The organism is Mycobacterium sp. NGS50, from assembly GCF_059812545.1.
The window spans coordinates 1-24,483 of record NZ_JCALCW010000052.1; the positions used below are offsets into that span (position 1 = coordinate 1).

Consider the following 24,483-nt stretch of genomic DNA (forward strand, 5'->3'; position numbering starts at 1 on the left):
CTGGCGAAATCTTGACAGTCCGGAGGGGGAAATGGTGCGTGGCGCAAGTTCATTGACGTGCGTATCACCCATATCCGCGTACCGAACTCGGGCCGTGTCGCGAGGCGGGACGCGTTGACCGACACCGCCGACATCCCGCATCGCCCGGTCGAACGGTCAGCCATCGGCGAGATCATCGGCTGGTTTCGCCGCTACCTGAACAATCACCCGCTGCTCTCGCTGAACACTTTCGGCGGTCAGGTGCGGCTCGGGATCCGTGCCATCCAGTACCTGTTCTACGACCTGTTCACCCGCACCTTCCAAAAGGGCGAGTTCATCGAGCAGATGGCGTTCATGGCGTCAACGGCGTTCACCCCCACGATTCTGGTGACCATCCCGATCAGCGTCACGCTGTCCGTCCAATTCGGCCTGCTGGCTGGGCAAGTCGGTGCATCGTCGATGTCGGGTGCAGCGACCGGGTTGGTGGTGATCCGCCAGGGGGCTCCGCTGGTGGCGTCGTTGCTGCTTGCCGCGGCGGTGGGGTCGGCGGTGTGCGCCGACCTGGGCGCCCGGACCATGCGCGAGGAAATCGCGGCGATGGAGGTGATGGGGGTTTCGCCGCTGCGGCGCATGGTGGTGCCCCGGCTGGCCGCGCTGATCCTGGTCGGGCTCGGCCTGACCGGGGTGACGGCGTTCGTCGGATACATCGGGAGCTACCTGTTCAACGTCTACATCCAGAACGGCACCCCGGGTTCGTTCATCGCCACCTTCTCGTCGTTTGCCACCGTCGGCGACATGGCGCTGGCGATGGCCAAGGCGGTGGTGTTCTCGGTGATCGTGGCCGTCATCTGCTGCCACAAAGGGTTGGCCACCCACGGGGGTCCCGCCGGGGTGGCGAACTCGGTGAACGCCGCCGTGGTCGAATCGGTGCTACTGCTGATGGTGGTCAACGTGCTGATGAGCCAGCTCTACGTGATCGTCTTCCCACGGACGACGTTGTAAGCCATGGCCACTCCTACCCCGTTCCAGGTCCGCGTCCTTCGCCCGGTCAGGGCGAGTGGCGACGTCGTCGGCGGCGCGTTGGGCAGGGCCGGACACCTGGTCTATTTCTTCGGCAAGATCCTGCTTGCGATCCCCGGCATGATCAAGGACTTCCGGCGCGAAATGCTCCGGATCTTGGCCGACGTCTCGTGGGGGAACGGGTCGATCGTCGTCGGCGGCGGCACCGTCAACGTCGCGATGGTGCTGGGACTGACCGCAGGCGCACTCGTCGCCGTCGAGGCCATCAACGCGCTGAATCTGTTGGGGCTGGGCCCGGCGATGGGCTTGATCTCGTCGTTCGCGACCACCCGCGAACTCGCGCCTGTCATGATCGCGATGGCGTTCATTGCCCAGGCCGGTTGCCGGTTCACCGCGCAGTTGGGTGCGATGCGGATCAACGACGAAATCGACGCGATGGACGTGCTCGGCATCAATTCCGTCTCCTACCTGGTCGTCACCCGGGTGACGGCAGCGATCATCGCGTCGGTCCCGTTGTTTTTGATCGCGCTGGCCACCACCTACGCCTCCGCGCAGGCCGCCAGCATGATCGCCGGCCAGTCCGCCGGCTCCTATCTGCACTATTTCTCGTTGTTCGTCAACCCCGGCGATGTGCTCAAGGCGACGATGAAAGCGGTGATCTTCGTCTTCATCTCCTCGACGATGCAGTGCTATTACGGGTATTTCGCCAGCGGCGGCCCGGCCGGGGTGGGCGTGGCCGCCGGACGGGCGATGCGCAACAGCCTGACCACCGTCATGATCGTCAATATGCTGCTCACCATGGCCTTTTGGGGAGTTGCATCCGGTGCCAGGTTCGGTGGCTGAGCATGCCGAACTCCTACGATTTCGATCCTCGCAGCCCCAGCAACCGGAGCCTGATCGTCGTGGGTGTCATCTTCGCGGTTATCGCCGTTGCGTTTTCGGTGTTGATGGTGCAGAAATCCGAAGGCAAACTGGACGATCTCGTCAAGGTCGACCTGGCGATGTTCAACATCGGCGACGGATTGCCGGCTCACACCGACGTGAAGTTCCGCGGGGTGCTGGTCGGGTCGGTGTCCGGGATCACGCCCTCGCACGAGGACCAGCCCAACATCGTCCACGTCGACCTCACCCCGTCCTACGCCGCGGGTATCCCCAGCACGGTGACGGCGCGGGTGGTTCCCAGCAACGCCTTCGCGGTCTCGGCGGTGCAACTGGTGGACAACGGGAAGGGCCCGGGACCGTTGCGGACCGGCTCGATCGTTCACGAGGACACCACGTTGCCAACCGTGCTGTTCCAGAACGTCGTGGCCAAGCTGCGCCAGCTGCTCGCCGCGACCGGCCGCAAACCCGATCCGGACAGCATCGGCGTGATCGCAGCTCTCGGTGAGGCGACCCAGGGCCGCGGCCAGCAGCTGACCGACGCGGGGCACGACCTGAATGAGATTCTGGCGCAGCTCAATACGGTGGTGGCCGACGATGCGAGCGGCCCGTCGACGCTGGCCGCGTTGAGCGCCGCCGCGGGCGGACTGCGCGCCACCACCCCGGAATTGTTCGATGCGCTGGCGGACTCGATCCGGCCGATGCGGACGATCGCCGAAAAGCGCGTGCAGCTGACCGATCTGCTGTCCTCCGGGCTGAATACCACCGGGATGCTCGGTGACGCATTCGATCACCAGACCGACCGGCTGGTCGCCATCACCACACAACTGGCGCCCACGCTGGGCGTGCTCGCCGACCATGCCGGCGAGTTCCACGGCGTGTCGACCCGGCTGCAGACGCTGGCCAACAAGTTCTACGACGAAGCGTTCAACCCCGACAACAACCTCATCACCGTCAAGGTCATCGCCTCGTTCACCCCGAGCCGTAGCTACGTGCGCGCCGACTGCCCCCGCTACGGGGCCCTGGAGGGCCCCAGCTGCAAAACGGCGCCGGAGGTCCCGACGGCACCGGATCTGTTCCCCGCGTTGGGCTCGATGGGTATCCCGCCGCCACCGGGTGCGGCGGAGAACCGCGCCAATGTCACCCCGCCGCGCCACTCGATGCCCGACGACCCGCAGGGGCCGCCGGCGCCTCCGCCGCCGCCGTGGCAGGACCACTCACCGCCCGCCGCGCCGGCGCCCGGTGCGCCGCCCCCGCTGTCCGCCGAGGTGCAGCAGCAGTCGCTCATCGGCGGCAACGTCGGGCCGGTCGGCAGCAGCGAGGAAAAGGAGCAGATGGGCAGGATCGTCGGCGGTGAGGCCAGCACGGCCACCGTGCTACTGCTGGGGCCGGTGGTGCGTGGCGCGCTGGTTGAGGTCACACCGGGAGGTGCCCCGTGAGCCGGTATCGCAAACCGTTGGTCGGTTCGGTTCTCTTCCTGGTGTTTTCGGTCGCGGTGACCTGGATGGTGTTCGGCACCCTGGTGCGCGGGGTGTCGGGACCGACCCACACCTACTCGGCCCTGTTCACCGATGTGTCCGGGCTGGCAGACGGCGACGACGTCCGGGTGGCCGGGGTGCGGGTCGGCCGGGTGGACAAGATCGAACTGGTCGAGAACCTGGCCAAGGTCACGTTCCGGGTGCAAAAGACGCAGACCCTGTACACCAACACCATCGCCTCGGTGACCTACCAGAACATCATCGGGCAGCGCTACCTGGGTTTGGCGCAGCCGGCGGGCAAACGCACCCCCGCCGGCGAAACGGCGGTGGCCAAGGGTCAGCCGCTGGGCGATCACGCCCAGATCCCGTTGGAGCACACCAGCCCGTCATTCGATATCTCCCACGCACTCAACGGGTTCGAGCCGCTGCTGGAGCAGTTGGAGCCCGAGCAGGTGGACAACCTGACCAACGCCATCGTTCGCGCGTTCGGCGGGGATTCGACATCGATTCTGGCGGTGACGACCCAGGCGTCGGCGCTGGCGGAAACATTCGCCGGACCTGACCAGGTGCTCGGCGACCTGATCGGCAACCTCAACGAGTTGATGGCCAGCCTGGCGGCCCAAGATACCAACCTGCAGACGATGATCCGCGAAACCCGAGGCGTGATGGCGAACTTGGCGGACCGACGTCAGGAGCTGGTGGCCTCGACGGGATCGATCAACTCGACCGTCGGCCGGTTGGCCTCGATCGTCAACAACGTCACCCCGGACGCTCAACAGTTCGTCAGCCGGCAACCCGGCATGCTCGATTACGCCCTGCACGACGGTCGCCCCCGGTTGGGCTATGCGGTGTCGAATGTCCCGGGCCTGATGAAGGGGATCGCCCGGGTCACCCAGGACGGTAGCTACCTCAACGGATACGCCTGCGACGTCGACTTCGGTCTGTGGAACGACCTGTACTGGTGGTTCCGCGGGATCATGGCCGCGGCCACCCGCGGCAACGGTCACGAGGTCTGGCACACCCCGGGATGCCGGTGAGCACCATGATCAAGAAACTCACCCGGTTCATCCGGCCCCTCGACACCTACAACGCGACCTGGCTGGGGTCGGTCGCACTGGTGGTGCTCGGGGTGCTGCTGGCCGCCGTCGTCGGCTACGGCCAACTCAACATCGGCAAAACCTCCTACCACGGCGAGTTCGTGCAGGCCGCGCAGATCAAGAAGGGCGACGGCGTCACCATCGCCGGAATTCAGGTCGGTGCGGTCGACGGCGTCAAACTCGCCGTCGACCACGTCGTGGTCAAATTCAGTGTCCGCAACGACGTACACCTGGGTGCGGACACCCGGGCCGGCATCAAACTGACGACGATCCTGGGATCCCGCTATCTGGAACTGTCGCCGGCCGGCGAGGGCGCTCTGCCGCACCACACCATCCCGCTGCGGTGGCCCAACGGTGATCTGCGTACCGAGGTTCCCTACGATCTGACCGCCACGTTGGCCGGTGCGACAAAGGCTTTCGGACCGCTGGACGCCGATCGCGTCGTCGAATCGGTGAAGGTTCTCGACGCGAGCCTGCAAGGGCTGCCCGAGGCCCTGCCGCCGGCGTTGCAGAATCTGCGGTCGCTGGCCGACGTGATCGGAGACCGGCGCGATCAACTCGGCGCCCTGCTGAACAACGCCGACACGTTGACCACCATGCTGGCCGGCCAGCGGGCCGACCTCGGGGTGCTGATCGTGCAGGGCCGAGACCTGCTGCGCGAGATCGCGACCCGGCGCGCGGCGGTGCAGCGGCTGTTTGCCAGCGCCACCACCCTGGTCGGGCGGGCCAAGACGATCCTGGCCGACGAACCCGCCCTGGACAAGCTGCTCGCCGACGCGCAGGAGTTCACCAAGATGGTCAACGACAAGGACGCATTGGTGCGCAGCCTTTTGCAGTCGGCGCCGGTCGCCGTCCGCAACCTCGCCAACGCCACCGGCAGCGGCAACGCGCTGGACGTCAACGCCCCGATGGGGATTCTGATCGATTCGTGGGCGTGCGCGGTCAGCAGCCGCGCCCCCCAGTTCAACCTCGTCGAGTACTTCAAGGATTGCGCATGAGCCGCCCCGCCAAGGTGATCGGCGCCGTGATCGCGGCCGCGATCGTGGCGGTCGCCGCGGCGATCGTGGTCGTGCCGCGGCTGATCCACCGGCCGATGAGGATCACCGCGCTGTTCGAGGACACCGTCGGCCTCTATGAGGGCAACGCGGTCTCGGTGCTGGGCATGGGGGTCGGCACCGTCACCAGCGTCGTTCCCAAGGACAGCTACGTGGAGGTCAAACTCACCATCGATCACGGCATCGACCTGCCGGCCGATGTGCAGGCCGTGACGGTGTCCAACTCCATCCTCACCGACCGGGTGGTCGAGCTCACCCCGCCCTACCACGGTGGTGAGAAGCTCACGGACGGAGCGGTGTTGGGCCCGCCAGGGGTGCGTACCCACACCCCGGTCGAGTTCGACAAGACCCTGCGGATGGTCGACAAACTGGGCAAGGCGCTGCACGGGGACGATCAGGGACACGGGCCGCTGGGCAACCTGATCAACCTCAGCGCCTCCATCACCTCGGCCAACGGGCCCGACATCCGGGCCACCCTGGACAAGCTGTCCCAGGCGTTGCGGGTCGGCTCCGACAAGGGTGCGCACAGCAAAAAGAACATCCAGGCGATCATCAACAGCGTTGCCGAACTGACCCAGGCCGCTGCCGACAACGATGGCACCATCCGCGAATTCGGTTCCAATCTGCGGCAGCTCAGCGACATCCTGGCCGCCGAAGATCTCGGGTCGGGTACCACCGGCGCGAAGGCCAATCAGCTTCTCGCCGAGGCGGCCCGGCTGCTGGAGGGGCACCGGGAGGGGTTGCAGGGCACGCTCGTCAACACCCAGGGTCTGATGACGACGCTCACCGACAACCAGCGTGAAATCGCGGAACTGCTGGACGTGGCGCCGATGACGATCGACAACATGTACAACATGATCGACCCGGTCGGCGGAAGCTTCCGCGGGCACCTGCTGCTCAACAAGATCGTGATGAACAGCATGTTCACCAAGGAAATCTGCAACCTGATGGGGCTCAAACAACTCGGCTGCGCCACCGGCACACTGCGCGACTATGCCCCGGACTTCGGCATGGGCACCATCTTGAACCTGATGGACGACGGGATCATTGGTACACCATGAGCACGCTGACCGATGCTGTTCGCCGCGGCGCGCGAGGTGCGCTGGCCGCGGGCCTGGCCCTGCTGTTGGCCGGCTGCGCGGCCGGCCTGGACGCGCTGCCGCTGCCGTCGCCCGGGGCCAGCGGCAAAACGTATGCGTTGACCGCCGTTTTCTCCGATGCGCTGAACCTGCCGGCGCAGGCGAAGGTCAAGTTGCTGGGCGCCGACATCGGCGAAGTCGACGCCATCCGGGCGGATGACTTCACCGCGCAGGTGGATATGCGGATCCGCTCGGACGTCCCGTTGCGGGTCGGCAGCACCGCCGAACTGCGGTCGGCCACCCTCATCGGTGACGTCTTCGTGTCGATCAAACCCAGTGAGGTTCCGGACGCACCGCTGCTGCACAACGGCGACACCATCCCGCTGAAATCCACCGCCGCCGCGCCGACCGTGGAAGACGTGCTCAACTCGATGGCGATGCTGGTCAACGGCGGTACCATTCGCTACCTGGTCAATTCGGTCAACGGCGCCGGGGTGGCATTGGGCGGCCGTGGCGAGAAGGTCGGACTGCTGCTGGACCAGACCCAGACTCTGCTGTCGAAGATGAATGCCCGCTCCGAACAGTTGGATTCCGCGTTGCGGCATACGTCCGACCTGTCGGCGGTGATGGCGGCCCGTTCGCAGACGCTCACCGATTCGCTTGAAGCCGGGGGCCCGGCGATGGCCGTCGTCTCCGAAAACTCCACCCGGATTGCCGATCTGGCCGACGCCACCGCACGCATCACCCGCCAGCTGTCCCGGTTCCCGTCCATCGCGGGCACCGACTCGCGCAGCACCGTCGCCGACCTCAACCGCCTGGCCGGCACGTTCAACGACATCGCCGTCGACCCCAACCTGTCGCTGTACTCGCTGAACCGGCTGATCGGCATCTTGATGAAGGCGTTCGCGTCGACCTCCGTGCATGTCGAGGTCACCCTGGATCAGCTGGCGCTGGGGCCGTGGCCGGATATCAACTATCCCGGCGACCCCGGATTCCACTGGTCGGATGGCACCGACTGGCATCAGCTGGTCGAAAGCCTGCGCTACGAATGGAATCTGTTGCTGGCCAAGATCTACGGGGAGCAGCGATGAGCGCGAACCCGGTGGAACTGTCGGCCCGCATCGTCGTCGACGGAATCCGGGCGGTGGCCCAGCGCCGCATCCTGATCTCGTGCATCGGGTTGGCGGTGGCCCTGGTGGCGGTGGCCGCCTACGTCGCGATCACCGACCTGCGGATCAACCCGCTGCGGCGCACGATCGCGGTGCGGGTGCTGCTGCCCGAATCGGGCGGGCTGCTGGTCAACCAGGACGTCACGCTGCGCGGCATCCCGATCGGCCGCATCACCGCGATTAACCTCACCGACGACCCGAACAGCGGGGTGGAGGCGGTCGCCACCATCAACGCCGACGTGAAGATCCCCCGCGATGCCCCGGTGCGGGTGTCGGGACTGTCGGCGGCAGGCGAACAGTACATGGACTTTCGGCCTGAGCACGGCGGCGGGCCGTATCTGACCAACGGAACCGTGATCGGTGCTGACCAGGCGGCCATCCCGATGTCGCTGGGGCAGATCATCGACGACAGCCGCGGCGCGTTGTCGCAACTGGATCCGGACAAGGTGACCGCGCTGCTCGACGAGCTGCGCGTGGGACGTGACGGCCCGAAGAAGCTGGCCGGACTGCTCGACGGCGCGATCTTTTTGTCCTCCACCCTCGACGGGGTGCTGCCGCAGACCGTCAGCCTGCTGCGCAACACCCAGGTGGTGTTCAGCACCTTCGCCGACGTCAACCCGGGTCTGGGACGCACCGCCGTGGACCTGAAAAACGTTCTGGGCGGGGTGAACAAGATGGACGGCGGGTTCCGGACTCTGCTGGACAACGGTGGCGGTCAGCTGGCCGATGTCGACAACCTGCTCAACGACAACCGCGAGAACATCGTCGCGCTGCTGGGGAATCTGACGACCGTCTCGCAACTGCTGTACTCGCGGATACCGGCGCTGCAGGACCTCTGGCGCCCCGACCACGGATCGTTCCTCGACAATTTCGGCACCATCTTCCGCGCCAACGCGCTGTGGGGGATCGGGGACCTGTACCCGAAGTACCGGTGCGATTACCAGGTGCCGCGGCTGCCGCCCAGCCAGGTCGATTTCCCGGAACCGTACCTCAACACCTACTGCAACAACCCCGACCCGTCGGTGCTGATCCGCGGCGCACGCAACGCGCCGCGGCCGCCGGGCGACGACACCGCCGGCCCGCCCCCGGGACTCGATCCGCTGGCGACCACCGATCCCACCCCGAACTATCCGCCGTACACGCTGCCGACCCCGTTCGGGGGGCCTAAGCTGCCGGCGTGGGTACCGAACTAGCCGGGGAGAGCAACCGTGTCCAAGCAAGCCACGACCCAAGACGTCTTTGACCGGCTCGGCGACTCCGAGGAAGCGGATGCCGCGATCGCGGCCACCGAACCCGAACCAGACGAGCCGACCGTCGCCGCCGAGGCTGAGATCGACGACCCCGCCGATCAGGCGGACCGATCGCCCGGGACGCGGCGGCGCCGAGTGGTCTTCGGCCTGGTCGGTGCGGTTGTCGTTGTCGCGCTGGGGTTGTCGGCGTTTTTGGGCTGGCGGCTGTACCAGGCCGATCAGACGGCGTCAGCTGGTGAGGCGGCGCTGGCGGCCGCGAAAAAATACGCTGTCACGCTGACGACCCTGGATGCCAAGGACATCGACAAGCATTACGCGGAGGCACTAGCCGGATCGACCGGACAGTTCCGGGAGGAATACAGCCAGGGATCCGCGCAACTACGGCAGATCCTGATCGACAACCAAGCATCCGGCAAGGGTGTCGTGTTGGACGCGGCGATCAAATCGGCGACCAAGACCCGCGTCGAGGTGCTGCTGTTCGTCGACCAGTCGGTGGCGAACACAGTCCTGCCTGCCCCGCGAGTAGACCGCAACCGGGTCCAGATGACGATGGAGCTGATCGATGGCCGTTGGCTGGCAAGCAATGTCGATATCGTCTAGAGCACTGGGATGAGCATGGAAGCGACAGTGGACGACGAAGTGGTGGGGCAAGAATCGGACGACGAGGCCGTGGTGGCCGAGGAGTCGGTCGGGCCGGACAACAGTGAAGACCGGGCGCCTCGGCGTTGGACCCGGTCCGCGATCCGCGGTGCGGCTGTCGTCTTGGTCCTCGGCCTGCTGGCCGGGGCGGGTTACCAGGGCTGGCTGCTGTACCAGCAGCACCAACGGCAGGTGAGCGCTCATCAAGCACTCGCGGCCGCACAGAAGTTCGCCGAAGACTTCACCAACGCCGACCCCACCACCATCGACCAGGCGATCGACGCCATCAGCGACGGGTCGACCGGGGAGTTCAAAGAACGCTATGTCCGAAGCATCTCGCAGTTGCGGGCGATGCTGATCGAGAACAAGGTGACCACACGGGGCACCGTCGTGCGCTCCGCGATCGAATCGGTGAACGGCAACACGGTCGAGGTGCTGATGTTCGTGAAGGAATCGTTCACCAGCGCAGCCGTGCCGCAGCAGCCGCCGGCGCCGGCGCCGGGTTCGCCGGAGCCGCCGGCACCGGCCACCGAGGTGGTCGGCATGGCGATCACCATGGAGAAGGTCGACGGTCGTTGGCTGGCCAGCAAAGTCGTTCCCGGAGACAAACTATGAGGATGACGGCGCCGGTGATGAGCCTGGCGGCGGCGCTGGCCCTATGGACAGCACCGGCGGCCAGCGCATCGGTCGAACAGTTCTGCGGCGAACTCGGCGCGACCTGGGATGGCGCGCGGTGCACCACGGTGGTGGTCTCGCAGCGCCAGGCGGAGCGGTTGATCTCCTTCGACCTGCCCGGGGCGATGATCGACAATCCGACATCGGCTCCAGTGGTGCGCGGCTTCTATCACAAACTCATGGACGGTTGGCGTGCCAGCGGCGCTGAGACCCCACGCGACAGCAGCGCGACCGCCGACTACCAGCTCTATTCCGGCCCGGGATCGGTGCAGTCGCTGATCGTGCACGAGGACTTCGAGCCGTTCGGGATACAGCCCAACAACGCCTACCGCTCATTTGTGTTCGATATGGCCCAAGGGCGTCGGCTGGCGCTGGCCGATTTGTTCAAGCCGGGTGTCGACCCGATGGCTGCAATCCCGCCGGCCGCGGCACCGATCCTGCCGGCGGCCCTGGATGCCGCCGCCCCGCCGCACGCGCCGGGCAGTTACCCGTTCACTGTCGAGCACTGGCAACCTGGTCCGGAGGGCCCCGGCTACAGCGGCAGCTATCACGCGTTCGCGTTGACGCCGGACAACCTGATCCTGTACATGCCCGATGTGCCGATGCAGCGGGAGAATTCGGCGCCGCACACCTCGCGGCCCGGTGACCCGCTGGTGTGGTCGATGGACGGCGGAGCGGTCAACATCCAGGTGCCGCTGTCGGCGCTGGCCGGTTCGCTGCGCCCGGAATACGGTGGGGTCTAACGGCTGTCGACCGCTCGGGCCTCAACCCCAGTAGTCCGACCACCACGCGCAGTATTGGCGCGCCCAGTGCAGGTGGCTGCGCGCGGCACCCAAATCGGCTGCCAGCCATAGCTCGTCGGAACCCGCCTGCGCGTAGCGGCCATCGTGGTTGAGTTTGGAGGCCAAGATGTCCGACCAGTTCCGCAAGTCGATCGCGGTCTGACCGGACAGCTGATACAGCGGCGCCTCGTCCTGACGGATCTGGTTCCCGAGACCGGGCGGGGTAACCCCTTGCGGTTCAACTTGGTCGAAGCTGGCCTCAAGCTGATTGCCCACCGGCATCATCACGTCACATTCCGGGTCGTGGGCGCTGGCCACCGGCGCGGTGAGCAGACACGCCCCGGTGACCGTGACCGCGAACAACAGCCCGCAGCCGAGTCGTCTAGGTTTGCTGGCCACGGCGTCAATGGTAGCGGTCCGGGGCCGGGTGCACTGGCAATCAATGCATTACGTTCATGCCCCGAGCACCTGGTCGGCCACCGCCAACGCCGTCGCCATGATCGACAGCTGCGGGTTGACCTCGGGGCTGCTGGGCAGGATCGACGCGTCGGCGACCCACACCCCGTCGACCCCGCGCAACCGTCCCGTCGCGTCGACCGGGCAGCGCTGCGCGTCCGCCCCGGCGGCCGCCGTGCCGGTGGGATGGAATGCGGCGATGTGCAGGCTTTTCGGGTTGCTCCGGGCCAGCGCGTCGTCCAGCTCCGTCACCGACGTCACCGTCGGCGCGACCGGCAGCCCGGTCAACACTTCGACCGCGCCCGAGGCGAACAGCAGCCGGCCCATCGCGCCGATCGCGAGCATCAGCTTGGCGCTGTCGGCCGCGGCGATCGGGTACAGCGGCACCGGCTGACCCCGCACGCTGCGCACCCGGCCGACACCGCGGTCGGCGACCATCGCCCCGAGCATCGCGATCTGCGGGGCATGCTCCAGCCAGTGCAGCAATTCGGCGCCGTAGCCGGGAAACGTCATCGAACCCATCCCCGGAGGCGTCGACGTCGCCTCGATCAGCACCCCGTCGGATTCGTGCAGCTGATGCACCGCGGCGCTCTGCAGCACGCCGCGCCAGGCGAACACATCGTCGTCGAAGCGTCCCGCCAGCGGCACGGCCGGATGCACGGCGAGATTGCGCCCCAACCGCGGATGGTCGCCCAACCCGCTGCGCCGCAACAGGGCCGGGGTTTCGGTGGCGCCCGCGGCGACAACGACGATCTCGGCGTGCACCTCGAACCTGGTGCCGTCGGGGCGGGTGACCCGCACTCCGCGGGCACGCCCGGCTGAATGCAGCACCCGGTGCACACGAGCATCGGTGATGATGGCGGCTCCGGCCGCACATGCCTGCGGCAGCGCGTTGAGGTGGACTCCGAACTTGGCGTTGCGCGGGCAGCCGATCGCGCACTGACAGCAGCCGCCACAACCCGGCGCGTTCCGCGGAATCGGGGCCGCCGGCCAGCCCAGCACCTCGGCGCCGTCGAGCAGCAGCCGCCCGTTGCTGCCCATCACCGTCAACGGCACCGGCGCGACCTGCAGGGTCCGTTCGACCTCGTCGAGGTGGCCGGCCAACACCCCGGGATCGGCCAGCTCCCAGCCGAAGTCGTCGCGCCAGTGCTCCTGTACCGCGACCGGCGGCCGAAAGCAGGTGCCGGAGTTGACCACGGTGGTGCCGCCGACAGCCCGCCCGATCGGCAGCACCACCGGGGGGCGTCCCAGCGCGACGGTGGCCCCGCCGCCGCGATACAGCCCGGCGTACCGGTCGATCGGGTGCCGGGTGCGCAGCTCCTCGACCGTCCAGCGCCGGCCCTCCTCGAGCACAACGGTATTCAGCCCGGCGCGGGCCAAGGTCCGGGCCGCCATCGCCCCGCCCGCGCCGGAGCCGACGATCACCACGTCGGCCGTCACCACCGACGGGACCTGCGCCGACGGCGTGAGGGTCAGCGCCGCGTCGGGGCGGGCCGGGTCGTGTTCCTGCGCGCGGGCCAGCAGCTCGTCGGCGTAGCTGTCGGCGCCGTTGGCCAGCAACAGAATCGCCTTGAGACCGTCGACGGCCGCCCCGGCATCCGGGCTCACCGCGGCCGTGCGGTGCAGCACAGCCGCGCGGGCAGCGGGGTCCAGCCGATTCAGCGACCGCCCGGTGCGCAGATAGCTCGACGCCGCCAGCGCCAGCAGCCCCCCGCGCACCGCCAGCCGCGAGGGCGCCGGCAATTGCGACACATAGCGCTCGACCCGCTCGACGAACTGCGTGGGAGCCGGTCCGCCGTGCTCGGGCGGTAACAGGGCAGCGCCGACCGAGGCGATGGCCGCCTCGGTCAGCCGGCTCATCGGCGTCGCCCGAGCCGGCGGCCGAGTTTGAGGAAGAACGGGTACGTGGCGAAGATGGCACCGGCGGTGGCGTGCATCGGCCAGTCGAGTTCCTCGGTTTGCACCCCGAATACGCCGCTGTTCCACATGAAGTCGCGTCCGTTGCGGGCCCGGAACGGACGCCACAGCAGCCCGAGACCGGGCACGTTGTTGTACAGCCCGAACGATCCGCCGAAGAACACACCCAGGGTGGCGGCCTCGGCGGCGTCGCGCTGCGGTTCGGGCAGGCCCCGCTCGATCAGCACACCCGAGGCGACCAGCATCGGCGGGTCGAGAAGAAAACTCATCAGGGTGTCCTTTCGTTGACGGCGGGGGCGTCGTCTCCGCGCAGCCCGACCTCGGCGTGGCCGCGCACCGACCAGCTACGCTCGCCGATTTCGACATGAACGTCGGCCTGCTCGGTATTGGTGCACACCGCGGTCGCACCGTCGGGGTCGGTGTATTGCAGGCTCACGCAGCGGTTTTCGGGCTGTTCCACCCGAATGAGGACCCGACGCCGACCGATGCGGCCCGCCAGTTGCCACTGCCGCACATCCAGCGTGGTTCTCAGCCGCAGCGCCGGCAGACCCACAGCCGGCCAGCCCTTTCCGTCGATGCGGAACCGGACGAACGCCAACGGCGCCAGCCGGCGCAGGCCTGGCTTGTGCGACACCGCGGTCACCACCTCCAGCACGTCGCCGCCGCCGAGATCGGCATGGATCCACCCCCACCGCCGCGCGTTGCCGTGGCCGTAGATGTGCGCCAGGTTGCCGCGCCAGCCGTCGACCGGGTGGTTCGTGTCGCCGACGGTCAGTGCGCCGTGGAAGTCGGCGGTCGGGGCGATCACCACCTGGGCGCCGGGCAGCACCTCGCGGGTCCAGGCCGGCCGGGGGAACGTCCACAGCGGTGCGGCGGCGTCGTTCCAGCCCAGGTCCCAACCCAGTGATCCGGCCCGCCCGGCCAGTTCCCGCATTGCGACCCGGGTGCCGGTACTGGTGAACCAGTCCGGCTCCGCGGCGGGCTGCACCGGTTCGGGGCCGAATCGCCCGGTCACCGGCGGGTCGTCGGCCGGGAACCAGGTTGCCCAGCCGTGCTGGTAGGGCCGGCCCGCCCCGGCCGGCGGGGCCACCACCTCGTGGTGCAGCCACAGCGCGGTGCCGGTCGCCGGATCCGACAGGGTGGCGTACCAGACCTCCAGGCGGCCGGGCTGGCCGCGCCAGCGCGGCGCTGCCGCAGTGCGCAGGTCGTCGTCCACCGGTCCACCTCCACGGCGTGCTGCGCTGCGCAGCCCGCACGATCCACTATATTGGTTGAGCCAATGAACCAGTCAAGCCCGCTTTTGCCGCCCGACCGTCAGCGCCTGGACGAACAGATCGCGACATCCATCGCCGACGCGATCCTCGACGGGGCGTTCCCGCCCGGATCGGTGCTGCCCCCCGAGCGTGACCTGGCCGAACAGCTGGGGGTGAACCGCACCTCACTGCGGCAGGCGCTGGCCCGGCTGCAGCACATGGGGCTGATCGAGGCGCGCCACGGCAGCGGCAACGTGGTGCGCGATCCGGCGGGGCTGACCCATCCGGCCGTGGTCGAGGCGCTGGTGCGCCGGCTCGGGCCCGACTTCCTCGCCGAGGTGCTGGAGGTCCGCTCGGCGTTCGGCGCCACCATCGGGCGCCTGGCCGCGCTGCGCAGCGGACCCGACGACGCCGCGGCGCTGCGCACGGCGCTGAACGCGGTGCGGCAGGCCACGACGGCCGAATCCCGCCAGGAAAGCGACCTCGCGTTCTTTCGGGTGCTGGTGCACGGCACCCGCAATCGGGCACTCGGGCTGCTGTATCGATGGGTCGAAGACGCCTTCGGTGGCCGTGAACACGTGTTGACCGCCGCCTACGCCGACGCCGACGCCGTGCTGGCCGGTCTGACCGCCATCACCGACGCGGTGCAGTGCGGTGACGTCGACGCGGCCGCCGCCGCCGTAGAAGACTATGTGCAGGCCAGCGCCCGGCGGATGGTCGAGGTCTTCACCCGCGCCTACCCGCAGGGCTGACGCGCGCGCGGTCACCGGCCCCGGACGGGCGGTGAAATTGCGTCCAGGGTTGTGGTTTTCGCGGATTCACGACCCTGGACGCAATATCGACCGCGGCGGGGCGCTACTCGGCGGCCCGGGTGGCCGGATGCACCGCGATCAGGCCCAGCCCGCCGCGCCGCTTACACATTGCCGCCAGCTCGGCGTAGGCCTTCTCGCCCAGCAGTTCGGTGAGTTCGGCGGCCAGGCTCTGCCACACCGGCTTGGTGCCGACATGGGCGGCCGGGTCACCGGTGCAATACCAGTGCAGATCAGCGCCGCCGGCGCCCCAGCCGCGGCGGTCGTATTCGGTGACGGTGGTCTTGAGAATCTCGCTGCCGTCCGGGCGGGTCACCCACTCCTGGGTGCGTCGGATCGGCAACTGCCAACACACCTCGGGCTTCATGGTCAGCGGCTCCACACCCAGCTTGAGTGCCTTGCTGTGCAATGCGCAGCCGGGTCCGGCCGCAAAACCCGGACGGTTCAAGAAGATGCACGCGCCCTTGTACTTGCGGGTGCGGAACGCGGGCTCGCCGTCGTGCTCGTCACGCTCCAGATACCCCTTGCGGCCCAGACCTTTATCGCGGAACTGCCAATCGGCATCCGTCAGCGACTTGACCGCATCGTCGAGATGGGCGCGGTCGTCGTCGTCGGACAGGAACGCGCCGTGCGAACAGCAGCCGTCATCAGGGCGACCCTCGACGGTGCCCTGACATGCCGGGGTGCCGAACACGCAGGTCCACCGCGATAACAGCCAGGTCAGGTCGGCTGCGATGAGGTGTTCGGGGTTGTCCGGGTCGTAGAACTCCACCCACTCGCGGGGGAAGTCCAATTCGACTTCGCCCGGATGGGCTGGATCCGTGGCTGCCACGGTGCCTAACCGTACCGCGCGCGCAGCTATCCAGGGGGCTGCGCCCGTGGTGGAGGATGAAAATTTGACCGAGTGTGCGGCGTGATACCCAACACGCCGCTCAAGGCGTATCAATCCGCACACTCGCCGGGTGTTGGGCCCATTTGCGAGCAGACGCGGAATCGCACGATCGCGACCCGAATCGCGCGATTTCGTGTCTGCTCGTCGGGAAGAACCGCGCGCCGACGGGGCTGATTGCCCGGCTCCTGCTCGGTCCGCTACACGGACCGCATCGTGGCCGGGCTAGGTTATCTTCGTGCGATTAGGTGTGCTTGACGTGGGCAGCAACACGGTGCATCTGCTGGTGGTGGATGCCCACCGGGGCGGACATCCGACGCCGATGAGCTCGACCAAGGCCGCGTTGCGGCTCGCCGAGGCCACCGACAGCTCCGGCAAGATCACCCGCCGCGGCGCCGACAAGCTGGTCGCGACGATCGACGAATTCGCCAAGATCGCGGCCAGCTCGGGCTGTGCCGAGCTCATGGCGTTCGCCACCTCCGCGGTGCGCGACGCGCAGAACTCCGAGGACGTGCTTGCCCGGGTCCGCAGCGAATCCGGCGTCGACCTGCAGGTATTGCGGGGTGTCGACGAGTCGCGGCTGACGTTCCTGGCGGTGCGGCGCTGGTACGGCTGGAGCGCGGGACGCATCATCAACCTCGACATCGGGGGCGGCTCGCTGGAGTTGTCCAACGGCGTGGACGAGGAGCCCGAGGTGGCGTTGTCGCTGCCGCTGGGCGCCGGGCGGCTGACCCGCGAGTGGCTGCAGGAAGACCCGCCGGGCCGGCGCCGGGTGGCGATGCTGCGCGACTGGCTGGACACCGAACTCGCCAAGGCCAGCGCGACGGTGCTCGAGGCCGGTGCCCCCGATCTCGCGGTGGCGAGCTCCAAAACCTTTCGCTCGCTGGCCCGTCTGACCGGCGCGGCACCCTCGGCTGCCGGGCCGCGAGTGAAGCGGACATTGACCGCGAGCGGTCTTAGGCAGCTCATATCATTCATCTCTAGGATGACGGCGGCCGATCGTGCGGAGTTGGAAGGAGTCAGTGCCGAGCGAGCGCCGCAGATCGTAGCGGGAGCGTTGGTGGCCGAGGCGAGCATGCGAGCACTGTCGATCGAATCGGTGGACATCTGCCCGTGGGCGCTGCGGGAAGGCCTGATCTTGCGCAAACTGGACAGCGAAGCCGACGGAACCGCCTTGATGGAAACGTCATTCATGGGGAACTCGGTGCGGGATGCTGGAAGCCTGGCAGTTGATCGGAGCGCGGCCGACCGATCGAGAGGCAACAAACGATGACTGGACCACATTTCGACTCTGAGGGCGCCGACGGCGCTGCCACCCGGCCGATTTCGGTTGCCGAGTTGCTGGCGAAGAACGGCACGATCGGGTCGCCGTCGGTGACCACCCGTCGCCGGCGTCGGCGCGGCAACAGTGACGCGGTGACCGTCGCTGAATTGACCGGCGAGATCCCGGTAATCCGCGAGGGCGATGACGCACCGTCGGAAACCGAACCGGAACCCGACGCGCCGGTCGCTGACGAGACCCCCGGCGAACCCCTCGACACCGTGCACTGGGACGAGCCCGGGCCGCGCTGGCCGGAATCGCCGCCGCATGTCACCCCCGGCGCCGGACCACAGCGCAGCGCCTACCCACGCCCGCTGCGCAAAGCCGACCTGTCCGACGCCGAGCTGATGAGCCCGGATCCGGCCGACAACTTCACCGACATCGAAGTCGACGTGATGGACACCGAGGTCCGCGACGTCGAGCCGCCGGCCGAAGATTCGGCGTATGTACGCTCGTTCTTGCGCGGCCCCCGGTCGTTCTTCGGTAAACGGCGTGACGCCGACGTCCCGGCCCTCGACGACGATCGGGAGGAACTCGGCGATGACCTCGATGCGGACTTCGGCGATGTGCTCGCCGAGGACGACGGCGGCCTCCTCGACGACGAGGTCGCCGTCGACGATCTGGCCGGTCCCGAGCCGGACGACGCGGAGCTGACCGCATTCGACGCGGCCGACCCGATCGACCTCGACGAGGACCACACCGAGATCGAGGCCGACCTGGCCGAGTACGAGGAGCCCGAGTCGCTGGGCGCCGCGGTGCTGCGCGGCGGGGTGGTCGTCCTGCAGTCGATGCTGGCGGTGGCTTTCGGTGCCGGGCTGTTCATCGCGTTCGACCGGCTCTGGCAGTGGAACAACATCGTCGCCCTGGTGCTGTCGGTGCTGGTGACACTCGGCCTGGTCACGGCGGTGCAGGTGGTGCGCAAGACGGTGGACACCACCAGCACGCTGATCGCCGTCGCGGTGGGCCTGCTGATCACGCTCGGGCCGCTCGCATTGTTGCAGTCGGGCTAGACGCCCACGCCACCACGAAGACACCGCGTGCGCCCCGCCATCAAGGTCGGCCTGTCGACGGCCTCGGTTTACCCGGAGAAGACCGAGGCCGCGTTCGCGTACGCCGCCAAGCTGGGCTACGACGGCGTCGAGCTGATGGTGTGGGGGGAGTCGGTCAGCCAGGACGTCGCCGCGGTGGCCAAACTGTCGCGGCGCTACGGCATGCCGGTGCTGTCGGTTCATGCGCCCTGCCTGCTGATCTCGCAGCGGGTGTGGGGCGCCAACCCGATACCGAAGCTGGAGCGCAGTGTGCGCACCGCCGAACGCCTCGGGGCACAGACCGTCGTGGTGCATCCGCCGTTCCGGTGGCAGCGCCGCTACGCCGACGGGTTCGCCGACCAAGTCGCGGCCCTGGAAGCCAGCAGCGACGTCATGGTGGCCGTGGAGAACATGTTCCCGTTCCGGGCGGATCGATTCTTCGGCGCCGGGCAGTCGTTGGAGCGGATGCGTCGGCGCGGGGGCGGCCCGGGCGCGGCGATCTCGGCGTTCGCGCCGTCCTACAACCCGCTGGACGGCAACTACGCCCACTACACGCTGGACCTCTCCCACACCGCGACGGCGGGCACCGACGCGTTGGACATGGCCCGGCAGATGGGCTCGGGCCTGGTTCACCTGCACCTGTGCGACGGCAACGGACTGCCCGCCGACGAGCACCTGGTGCCCGGGCGGGGCGGCCAGCCCACCGTCGAGGTCTGCCAGATGCTGGCCGCCAGCGACTTCGCCGGGCACGTGGTGCTGGAGGTGACGACCTCGGGTGCGCGTTCGGCGCACGAACGGGAAAACCTGCTGAAAGAGTCGCTGCAGTTCGCACGGACCCATTTGCTGCGCTGACCGCGTGATGAGCCCCGAGGAGACCTGGCCCCTATGACCACGAGCGGATCGACGCTGTTCACCGACGCCATGAAGCTGGTCCCCGTCGGCGGCGGGGAGGGCGATGTGGCGCTGTTCGACGGGGAGCTCAACGAGCATTGGACGATCGGCCCGAAGGTGCACGGCGGCGCCATGCTGGCGCTGTGCGCCAACGCCGCGCGCAGCGCGCACGGCGGGGGACTGCAGCCGGTTGCGGTGTCCAGCAGCTATCTGTGGGCGCCGGATCCGGGCCCCATGCGCCTGGTGGCCACGGTGCGCAAGCGCGGCCGACGGATCAGCCTCGTCGACGTCGAACTCAACCAGGGCGACCGCACCGCGGTGCGCGCCGTCGTCACGCTGGGGGAGCCCGAACACCAGGCGCCGCCGCTGCTGTCGTTCAACCCGGTGGTGGCGTTGATGACGCCCGAGCCGCCGCCCGGCCTGGCGGCGATCGGCCCCGGCCACCCGATGGAGCACATCGTGCACCTGGCGCACGGCTGCGACATCCGGCCGGCGCTGACCACCCTGGGACCGCGCTCCGACGGTGGTCCGCCGGTGATCGAGATGTGGGTGCGTCCCAAGGACGCCGCGCCCGATGTGCTGTTCGCCCTGCTGTGCGGCGACGTGTCGGCACCGGTGACGTTCGCGGTCAACCGCAGCGGCTGGGCGCCCACCGTGCAGCTGACCGCCTACCTACGGGCCGTTCCGGCCGACGGCTGGCTGCGGGTGATCTGCACGACGGTGCAGATCGGGCAGGACTGGTTCGACGAGGACCACACCGTCGTCGACTGTCAGGGCCGCATCATCGTGCAGAGCCGCCAGCTGGCGATGGTGCCCACGCCGTAGCCGGGCGGCCCGCGGCTGGGGCGACCCCTCACGTTGACTCAACGCCAAATGCCGCCGTGAGCGCACCGTCAACGACCCGCTGCGCGGCGGGCGCCCCGCCGGTCTGACATGCTGGGCGGCATGGCCAGAATCGCGTTTATCGGTTGCGGCGGCATGGGTGAAGCGCTGCTATCGGGACTGTTGAAGGCGGGCCACCAGGTCAAGGACCTGGTGGTGGCGGAGAAAATGCCTGACCGCGCCCGCCACCTGTCGGAGACCTATTCGGTGCTGGTGACCTCGGTCGCCGAAGCGGTCGAGACGGCGGCGTACGTCATCATCGCGGTCAAGCCCGGCGACGTCGACGCGGTGGTCGGCGAGATCGCCGCCGCCCTTGCCAAGGCCGAGGACGACCGCCCCGAGCAGGTGTTCGTCAGCATCGCCGCCGGCGTGAGCACCGGCCATCTGGAGTCCAAACTGTCGGCCGGTACGCCGGTGGTGCGGGTGATGCCCAATACGCCGTCGCTGGTCGGCAAGGGCGTCAGCGTGCTGTCCAAGGGCCGATTCGCCACCGCCGAACAGCTCAAGGAGATCGAGGCGATGTTCGGCAGCTTCGGCGACGTGCTGACCATCGCGGAGGTCCAGATGGACGCGGTGACCGCGGTGTCCGGATCGGGTCCGGCGTACTTCTTCCTGATGGTCGAAGCCCTGGTGGACGCCGCGGTCGGGGTGGGGCTGAGTCGCGAGGTGGCCACCGGGCTGGTGGTGCAGACCATGGCCGGATCGGCGGAGATGCTGCTGGCCCGGATCGGGACCAGCGCCGGCGGCGAAATGGACACCAGCCCGGCGCAGCTGCGGGCGACGGTCACCTCGCCCGGCGGCACCACGGCCGCGGCGTTGCGCGAACTGGAGCGCGGCGGGGTCCGGGCAGCGCTCGACGCCGCAGTCCAGGCCGCAAAAACACGCTCTGAGCAGCTAAGAATTACATCGGAGTAATTCAGCGAATTTTGACGAATTGGTCCACACCAGTCGCAGAAACCCCATTGGTCCCGCTATTCTCCTCTCTGTATGCATTTGTGGGTGTCGGCGGAGGGGAAGCCGCTGGGATCGCAGATGCCTGATCGGATTGGGTTGCGATGACGGCAATGAACGGGCCTTCGGCGCGTGACTCGGCTGGCGGGAGATCGGTGTCGCCGGACGGGCAGCAGGGCAAGACGCAATTTCTCACCGTGGCTGAGGTGGCGGCACTGATGCGGGTGAGCAAGATGACCGTGTACCGGTTGGTGCACAACGGCGAACTGCCGGCGGTGCGGGTCGGACGGTCCTTCCGGGTGCACGCCAAGGCCGTGCACGACCTGTTGGAGACCTCCTACTTCGACGCCGGCTGATTCGAACGCCCTGGCAGATAACCCGGGTCCCGACGGGGCCCGGGTTGAGTCTGCGCGCTGTGCGTCGAAACCGCGACGGAGACCCGTCCCGGGCGCACACGACGCCCTCGGCGCGGCCTCGGTGAGGACCGACAGGTCACTGCAGCACAGAGCGGTTTTCCGTTCCGCCCACCCGCCCAGGTAAGGTGTGCGAGACGATTCAGCAGCCGGCCGCGCGAGGCGCAGGCAGAGTTAGATAGCGGAGTTCATGGGTTCAGTCATCAAGAAGCGGCGCAAGCGCATGTCGAAGAAGAAGCACCGCAAGCTGCTTCGTCGCACCCGGGTGCAACGCAGAAAACTCGGTAAGTAACCCGCGACTGCCACCGGACCGCGGCTCGCGCTGCCCAAGCGCGACGCGGCCGTTAGGCTATCGAGATGGATTCAGCGGCCCCCCCACCCGGCGGCGGCGCCAGCGATATCCGGCACTACCCCAAGGTCGTGTTGGTGACCGGTGCCTGCCGGTTCCTCGGCGGCTACTTGACCGCCCGCCTCATCCAGAACCCGCTGATCGACAAGGTCATCGCGGTCGACGCGATCGCGCCCAGCAAGGACATGCTGCGCCGGATGGGGCGCGCGGAGTTCGTGCGGGCCGACATCCGCAATCCCTTCATCGCCAAGGTGATCCGCAACGGCGAGGTCGACACCGTGGTGCATGCGGCGGCGGCCTCGTTCGCGCCGCGGTCGGGCGCCGGGGCGGCGTTGAAGGAACTCAACGTGATGGGCGCGATGCAGTTGTTCGCGGCCTGCCAGAAGGCGCCGTCGGTGCGCCGGGTGATCTTGAAGTCGACCTCGGAGGTGTACGGGTCCAGCCCGCGTGATCCGGTGCTCTTCACCGAGGACAGCACCAGCCACCGGCCACCGGGACCGGGCTTCCCCCGCGACAGCATCGACATCGAGGGCTATGCCCGCGGGCTGGGGCGTCGTCGCCAGGACATCGCGGTCACCATCTTGCGGCTGGCCAACATGATCGGTCCGGCCATGGACACCGCGCTGTCCCGGTATCTGGCCGGTCCGCTGGTCCCGACGGTCCTCGGCCGCGACCCGCGGCTGCAGCTGTTGCACGAGCAGGACGCGCTGGGGGCCTTGGAGCGCGCCACCATGGCCGGCAAGGCCGGCACCTTCAACATCGGTGCCGGCGGCATCATCATGATGTCGCAGGCGATCCGGCGGGCGGGCCGCATCCCGGTGCCGGTCCCCGGATTGGGCCTGTGGGCCGTGGATTCGCTGCGCCGGGCCAATCGTTACAACGAGATTAATCGTGAACAACTGGACTATTTGCGCTTTGGTCGGGTGATGGACACGACTAGAATGCGAGACGATCTCGGCTACAGCCCGAAGTGGTCGACAGCCGAGGCGTTCGAGGATTACCTGCGCGGTCGTAATCTCTCTCCGATCATCGACCCGCTGTGGGTAGGCTCATTGGAGCGCCGCGCCGTGGCGGTGGCTCAGCGGTGGGGTGGCCGCGCATAAATGTTCCGTAGAGGGGAGGGGAGGTAGGTACGTGGCAGGCGATTCCAAAGCGAAAGTCATTCCGCTGCACAGTAATCCGAGCCGTGCCGCAGCGCAGCGGCGAGCGGATCGGCGAGCTGAAGCGGTGCGTCGGCATCCGTCGGTTCTGGTCGACGGGAAAGAACGCGCCGAACAGATCGACGCCGTCATCCGCGACATCGACCAACTCCGCGAAGGAACGGCGGGTGCTGAACCGTCCCCCAACGAGTTCGCCCAGCGGGTGGCTGCGGTCGCCGAATTCCTCCGGCAGCGGTTCACCGGGGACTACAGCGTCGACGAGTACGGCTTCGACCCGCACTTCACCAACGCGGTGGCGCTGCCGGTGCTGCGGTTCTTCTTCAACTCGTGGTTCCGGGTCGAAGTCAGCGGCATCGAGAATCTGCCGGACACCGGGGCCGCCCTGGTGGTGGCCAACCACGCCGGGGTGCTGCCGATGGATGCGCTGATGACCTCGGTGGCGGTGCGCGACGAGCACCCCGCCCACCGCGATCTGCGACTGCTGGCCGCCGACCTGGTGTTCGATCTGCCGGTGATCGGCCCGGCCGCGCGCAAAGCCGGCCATACCCGGGCGTGCACCGCCGACGCGCACCGGCTGCTGGCCGCCGGGGAACTGACCGCCGTGTTCCCCGAGGGCTACAAGGGTCTGGGCAAACACTTCCGGGATCGCTACAAGCTGCAGCGCTTCGGCCGTGGCGGCTTCGTGTCGGCCGCGTTGCGGGCCAAGGCGCCGATCGTGCCCTGCTCGATCATCGGCTCCGAAGAGATCTACCCGATGCTGGCCGACGTCAAGCTGCTGGCCCGGCTGCTCGGGCTGCCGTACTTCCCGATCACGCCGCTGTTCCCGCTGGCAGGTCCCGCCGGGCTGGTGCCGCTGCCGTCGAAATGGCGGATCGCGTTCGGGGAGCCGATTTCTACCGCCGACTACGACGCCGGCGCCGCCGACGACCCGATGGTCACCTTCGACCTGACCGACCAGGTGCGCGAGACCATCCAGCAGACGCTGTACCGGATGCTGACCGGCCGTCGCAACGTCTTCTTCGGCTGAGCTGAGGTAGCGCGAGCAGCTGAGGTAGCGCGAGC

The 24,483-nt window shown here is 68.2% G+C and carries 26 protein-coding genes; 21 read left to right on the forward strand and 5 right to left on the reverse strand.

Translation table 11 applies throughout. From position 1 onward, the window contains the following. Positions 1-114: 114 nt before the first annotated feature. From AC5Y36_RS24305 to AC5Y36_RS24355, 11 genes are read left to right on the forward strand one after another with little or no spacing between them, the layout of a single operon-like run. Positions 115-981: an MlaE family ABC transporter permease gene (locus AC5Y36_RS24305; protein ID WP_500043532.1), complete on the forward strand. Its 867-nt coding sequence runs from the start codon at positions 115-117 to the stop codon at positions 979-981. A gap of 3 nt (positions 982-984) precedes the next feature. After that, the gene (locus AC5Y36_RS24310; RefSeq protein WP_500043533.1) at positions 985-1,842 is read left to right on the forward strand and encodes an ABC transporter permease; all 858 of its coding nucleotides are present in this window, start codon (positions 985-987) and stop codon (positions 1,840-1,842) included. A gap of 2 nt (positions 1,843-1,844) precedes the next feature. After that, positions 1,845-3,317 (forward strand): MlaD family protein, encoded by a 1,473-nt coding sequence (locus AC5Y36_RS24315; protein WP_500043534.1) that lies wholly within the window; start codon positions 1,845-1,847, stop codon positions 3,315-3,317. Then, a complete protein-coding gene (locus AC5Y36_RS24320; RefSeq protein WP_500043535.1) occupies positions 3,314-4,393 on the forward strand; it encodes an MlaD family protein in 1,080 nt (359 codons plus the stop codon). Before AC5Y36_RS24315 ends, AC5Y36_RS24320 begins: the two co-directional genes overlap by 4 nt. A 5-nt stretch (positions 4,394-4,398) precedes the next feature. Next, a complete protein-coding gene (locus tag AC5Y36_RS24325; RefSeq protein ID WP_500043556.1) occupies positions 4,399-5,451 on the forward strand; it encodes an MCE family protein in 1,053 nt (350 codons plus the stop codon). Beyond that, entirely contained in the window at positions 5,448-6,569 is a 1,122-nt protein-coding gene (locus AC5Y36_RS24330; protein ID WP_500043536.1) for an MCE family protein, read from the forward strand. Before AC5Y36_RS24325 ends, AC5Y36_RS24330 begins: the two co-directional genes overlap by 4 nt. Next, complete coding sequence (locus AC5Y36_RS24335) at positions 6,566-7,678, forward strand: MlaD family protein (protein WP_500043537.1); 1,113 nt, start codon at positions 6,566-6,568, stop codon at positions 7,676-7,678. Before AC5Y36_RS24330 ends, AC5Y36_RS24335 begins: the two co-directional genes overlap by 4 nt. Further along, positions 7,675-8,949, forward strand: coding sequence for an MlaD family protein (locus tag AC5Y36_RS24340; protein ID WP_500043538.1), 1,275 nt, complete (start codon positions 7,675-7,677; stop codon positions 8,947-8,949). Before AC5Y36_RS24335 ends, AC5Y36_RS24340 begins: the two co-directional genes overlap by 4 nt. Positions 8,950-8,964: 15 nt before the next feature. After that, entirely contained in the window at positions 8,965-9,606 is a 642-nt protein-coding gene (locus tag AC5Y36_RS24345) for an Rv1363c family protein (protein ID WP_500043539.1), read from the forward strand. A 9-nt stretch (positions 9,607-9,615) separates the two neighbouring features. After that, positions 9,616-10,260 (forward strand): Rv1363c family protein, encoded by a 645-nt coding sequence (locus AC5Y36_RS24350; RefSeq protein ID WP_500043540.1) that lies wholly within the window; start codon positions 9,616-9,618, stop codon positions 10,258-10,260. A gap of 2 nt (positions 10,261-10,262) precedes the next feature. Continuing rightward, positions 10,263-11,063 carry a hypothetical protein gene (locus tag AC5Y36_RS24355; RefSeq protein WP_500043541.1) on the forward strand — a complete coding sequence of 267 codons (801 nt, stop codon included), beginning with the start codon at positions 10,263-10,265 and terminating at the stop codon, positions 11,061-11,063. 21 nt (positions 11,064-11,084) lie between these two features. Here AC5Y36_RS24355 and AC5Y36_RS24360 read toward each other — a convergent pair whose 3' ends face one another. From AC5Y36_RS24360 to AC5Y36_RS24375, 4 genes are read right to left on the reverse strand one after another with little or no spacing between them, the layout of a single operon-like run. Further along, positions 11,085-11,501: a hypothetical protein gene (locus AC5Y36_RS24360; RefSeq protein ID WP_500043542.1), complete on the reverse strand. Its 417-nt coding sequence runs from the start codon at positions 11,499-11,501 to the stop codon at positions 11,085-11,087. A 54-nt stretch (positions 11,502-11,555) separates the two neighbouring features. Then, complete coding sequence (locus AC5Y36_RS24365) at positions 11,556-13,418, reverse strand: GMC family oxidoreductase N-terminal domain-containing protein (RefSeq protein ID WP_500043543.1); 1,863 nt, start codon at positions 13,416-13,418, stop codon at positions 11,556-11,558. Then, positions 13,415-13,744, reverse strand: a complete 330-nt coding sequence (locus AC5Y36_RS24370) for a hypothetical protein (RefSeq protein ID WP_500043544.1) — start codon at positions 13,742-13,744, stop codon at positions 13,415-13,417. Before AC5Y36_RS24370 ends, AC5Y36_RS24365 begins: the two co-directional genes overlap by 4 nt. After that, positions 13,744-14,691, reverse strand: a complete 948-nt coding sequence (locus tag AC5Y36_RS24375) for a tocopherol cyclase family protein (protein ID WP_500043545.1) — start codon at positions 14,689-14,691, stop codon at positions 13,744-13,746. Before AC5Y36_RS24375 ends, AC5Y36_RS24370 begins: the two co-directional genes overlap by 1 nt. Positions 14,692-14,754: 63 nt before the next feature. Here AC5Y36_RS24375 and AC5Y36_RS24380 point away from each other — a divergent pair, with 63 nt between their 5' ends. Then, positions 14,755-15,480 (forward strand): FadR/GntR family transcriptional regulator, encoded by a 726-nt coding sequence (locus tag AC5Y36_RS24380; RefSeq protein ID WP_500043546.1) that lies wholly within the window; start codon positions 14,755-14,757, stop codon positions 15,478-15,480. A 103-nt stretch (positions 15,481-15,583) separates the two neighbouring features. Here the strand turns inward: AC5Y36_RS24380 and AC5Y36_RS24385 are convergent, their stop codons facing one another. After that, positions 15,584-16,369, reverse strand: coding sequence for a DUF3109 family protein (locus AC5Y36_RS24385; protein ID WP_500043547.1), 786 nt, complete (start codon positions 16,367-16,369; stop codon positions 15,584-15,586). A 295-nt stretch (positions 16,370-16,664) separates the two neighbouring features. Here AC5Y36_RS24385 and AC5Y36_RS24390 point away from each other — a divergent pair, with 295 nt between their 5' ends. The 9 genes from AC5Y36_RS24390 to AC5Y36_RS24430 all read left to right on the forward strand — a co-directional run bounded on the left by AC5Y36_RS24390 (position 16,665) and on the right by AC5Y36_RS24430 (position 24,448). After that, complete coding sequence (locus tag AC5Y36_RS24390; RefSeq protein ID WP_500043548.1) at positions 16,665-17,699, forward strand: Ppx/GppA family phosphatase; 1,035 nt, start codon at positions 16,665-16,667, stop codon at positions 17,697-17,699. Beyond that, positions 17,696-18,757, forward strand: coding sequence for an Rv0497 family membrane protein (locus AC5Y36_RS24395; RefSeq protein ID WP_500043549.1), 1,062 nt, complete (start codon positions 17,696-17,698; stop codon positions 18,755-18,757). Before AC5Y36_RS24390 ends, AC5Y36_RS24395 begins: the two co-directional genes overlap by 4 nt. A gap of 27 nt (positions 18,758-18,784) precedes the next feature. After that, a complete protein-coding gene (locus tag AC5Y36_RS24400; RefSeq protein WP_500043550.1) occupies positions 18,785-19,627 on the forward strand; it encodes a sugar phosphate isomerase/epimerase family protein in 843 nt (280 codons plus the stop codon). Between the two features lie 33 nt (positions 19,628-19,660). Continuing rightward, positions 19,661-20,491 carry a thioesterase family protein gene (locus AC5Y36_RS24405; RefSeq protein ID WP_500043551.1) on the forward strand — a complete coding sequence of 277 codons (831 nt, stop codon included), beginning with the start codon at positions 19,661-19,663 and terminating at the stop codon, positions 20,489-20,491. 120 nt (positions 20,492-20,611) lie between these two features. After that, the gene (gene proC / locus AC5Y36_RS24410; protein WP_500043552.1) at positions 20,612-21,463 is read left to right on the forward strand and encodes a pyrroline-5-carboxylate reductase; all 852 of its coding nucleotides are present in this window, start codon (positions 20,612-20,614) and stop codon (positions 21,461-21,463) included. Between the two features lie 140 nt (positions 21,464-21,603). Next, the gene (locus AC5Y36_RS24415; RefSeq protein WP_500043553.1) at positions 21,604-21,855 is read left to right on the forward strand and encodes a cell division/environmental response transcriptional regulator; all 252 of its coding nucleotides are present in this window, start codon (positions 21,604-21,606) and stop codon (positions 21,853-21,855) included. Between the two features lie 247 nt (positions 21,856-22,102). Continuing rightward, a complete protein-coding gene (locus AC5Y36_RS24420) occupies positions 22,103-22,204 on the forward strand; it encodes a 30S ribosomal protein bS22 (RefSeq protein WP_003402602.1) in 102 nt (33 codons plus the stop codon). 65 nt (positions 22,205-22,269) lie between these two features. Next, positions 22,270-23,364: an SDR family oxidoreductase gene (locus AC5Y36_RS24425; protein ID WP_500043554.1), complete on the forward strand. Its 1,095-nt coding sequence runs from the start codon at positions 22,270-22,272 to the stop codon at positions 23,362-23,364. A gap of 31 nt (positions 23,365-23,395) precedes the next feature. After that, positions 23,396-24,448, forward strand: a complete 1,053-nt coding sequence (locus tag AC5Y36_RS24430; RefSeq protein WP_500043555.1) for a lysophospholipid acyltransferase family protein — start codon at positions 23,396-23,398, stop codon at positions 24,446-24,448. Positions 24,449-24,483 lie beyond the last annotated feature (35 nt).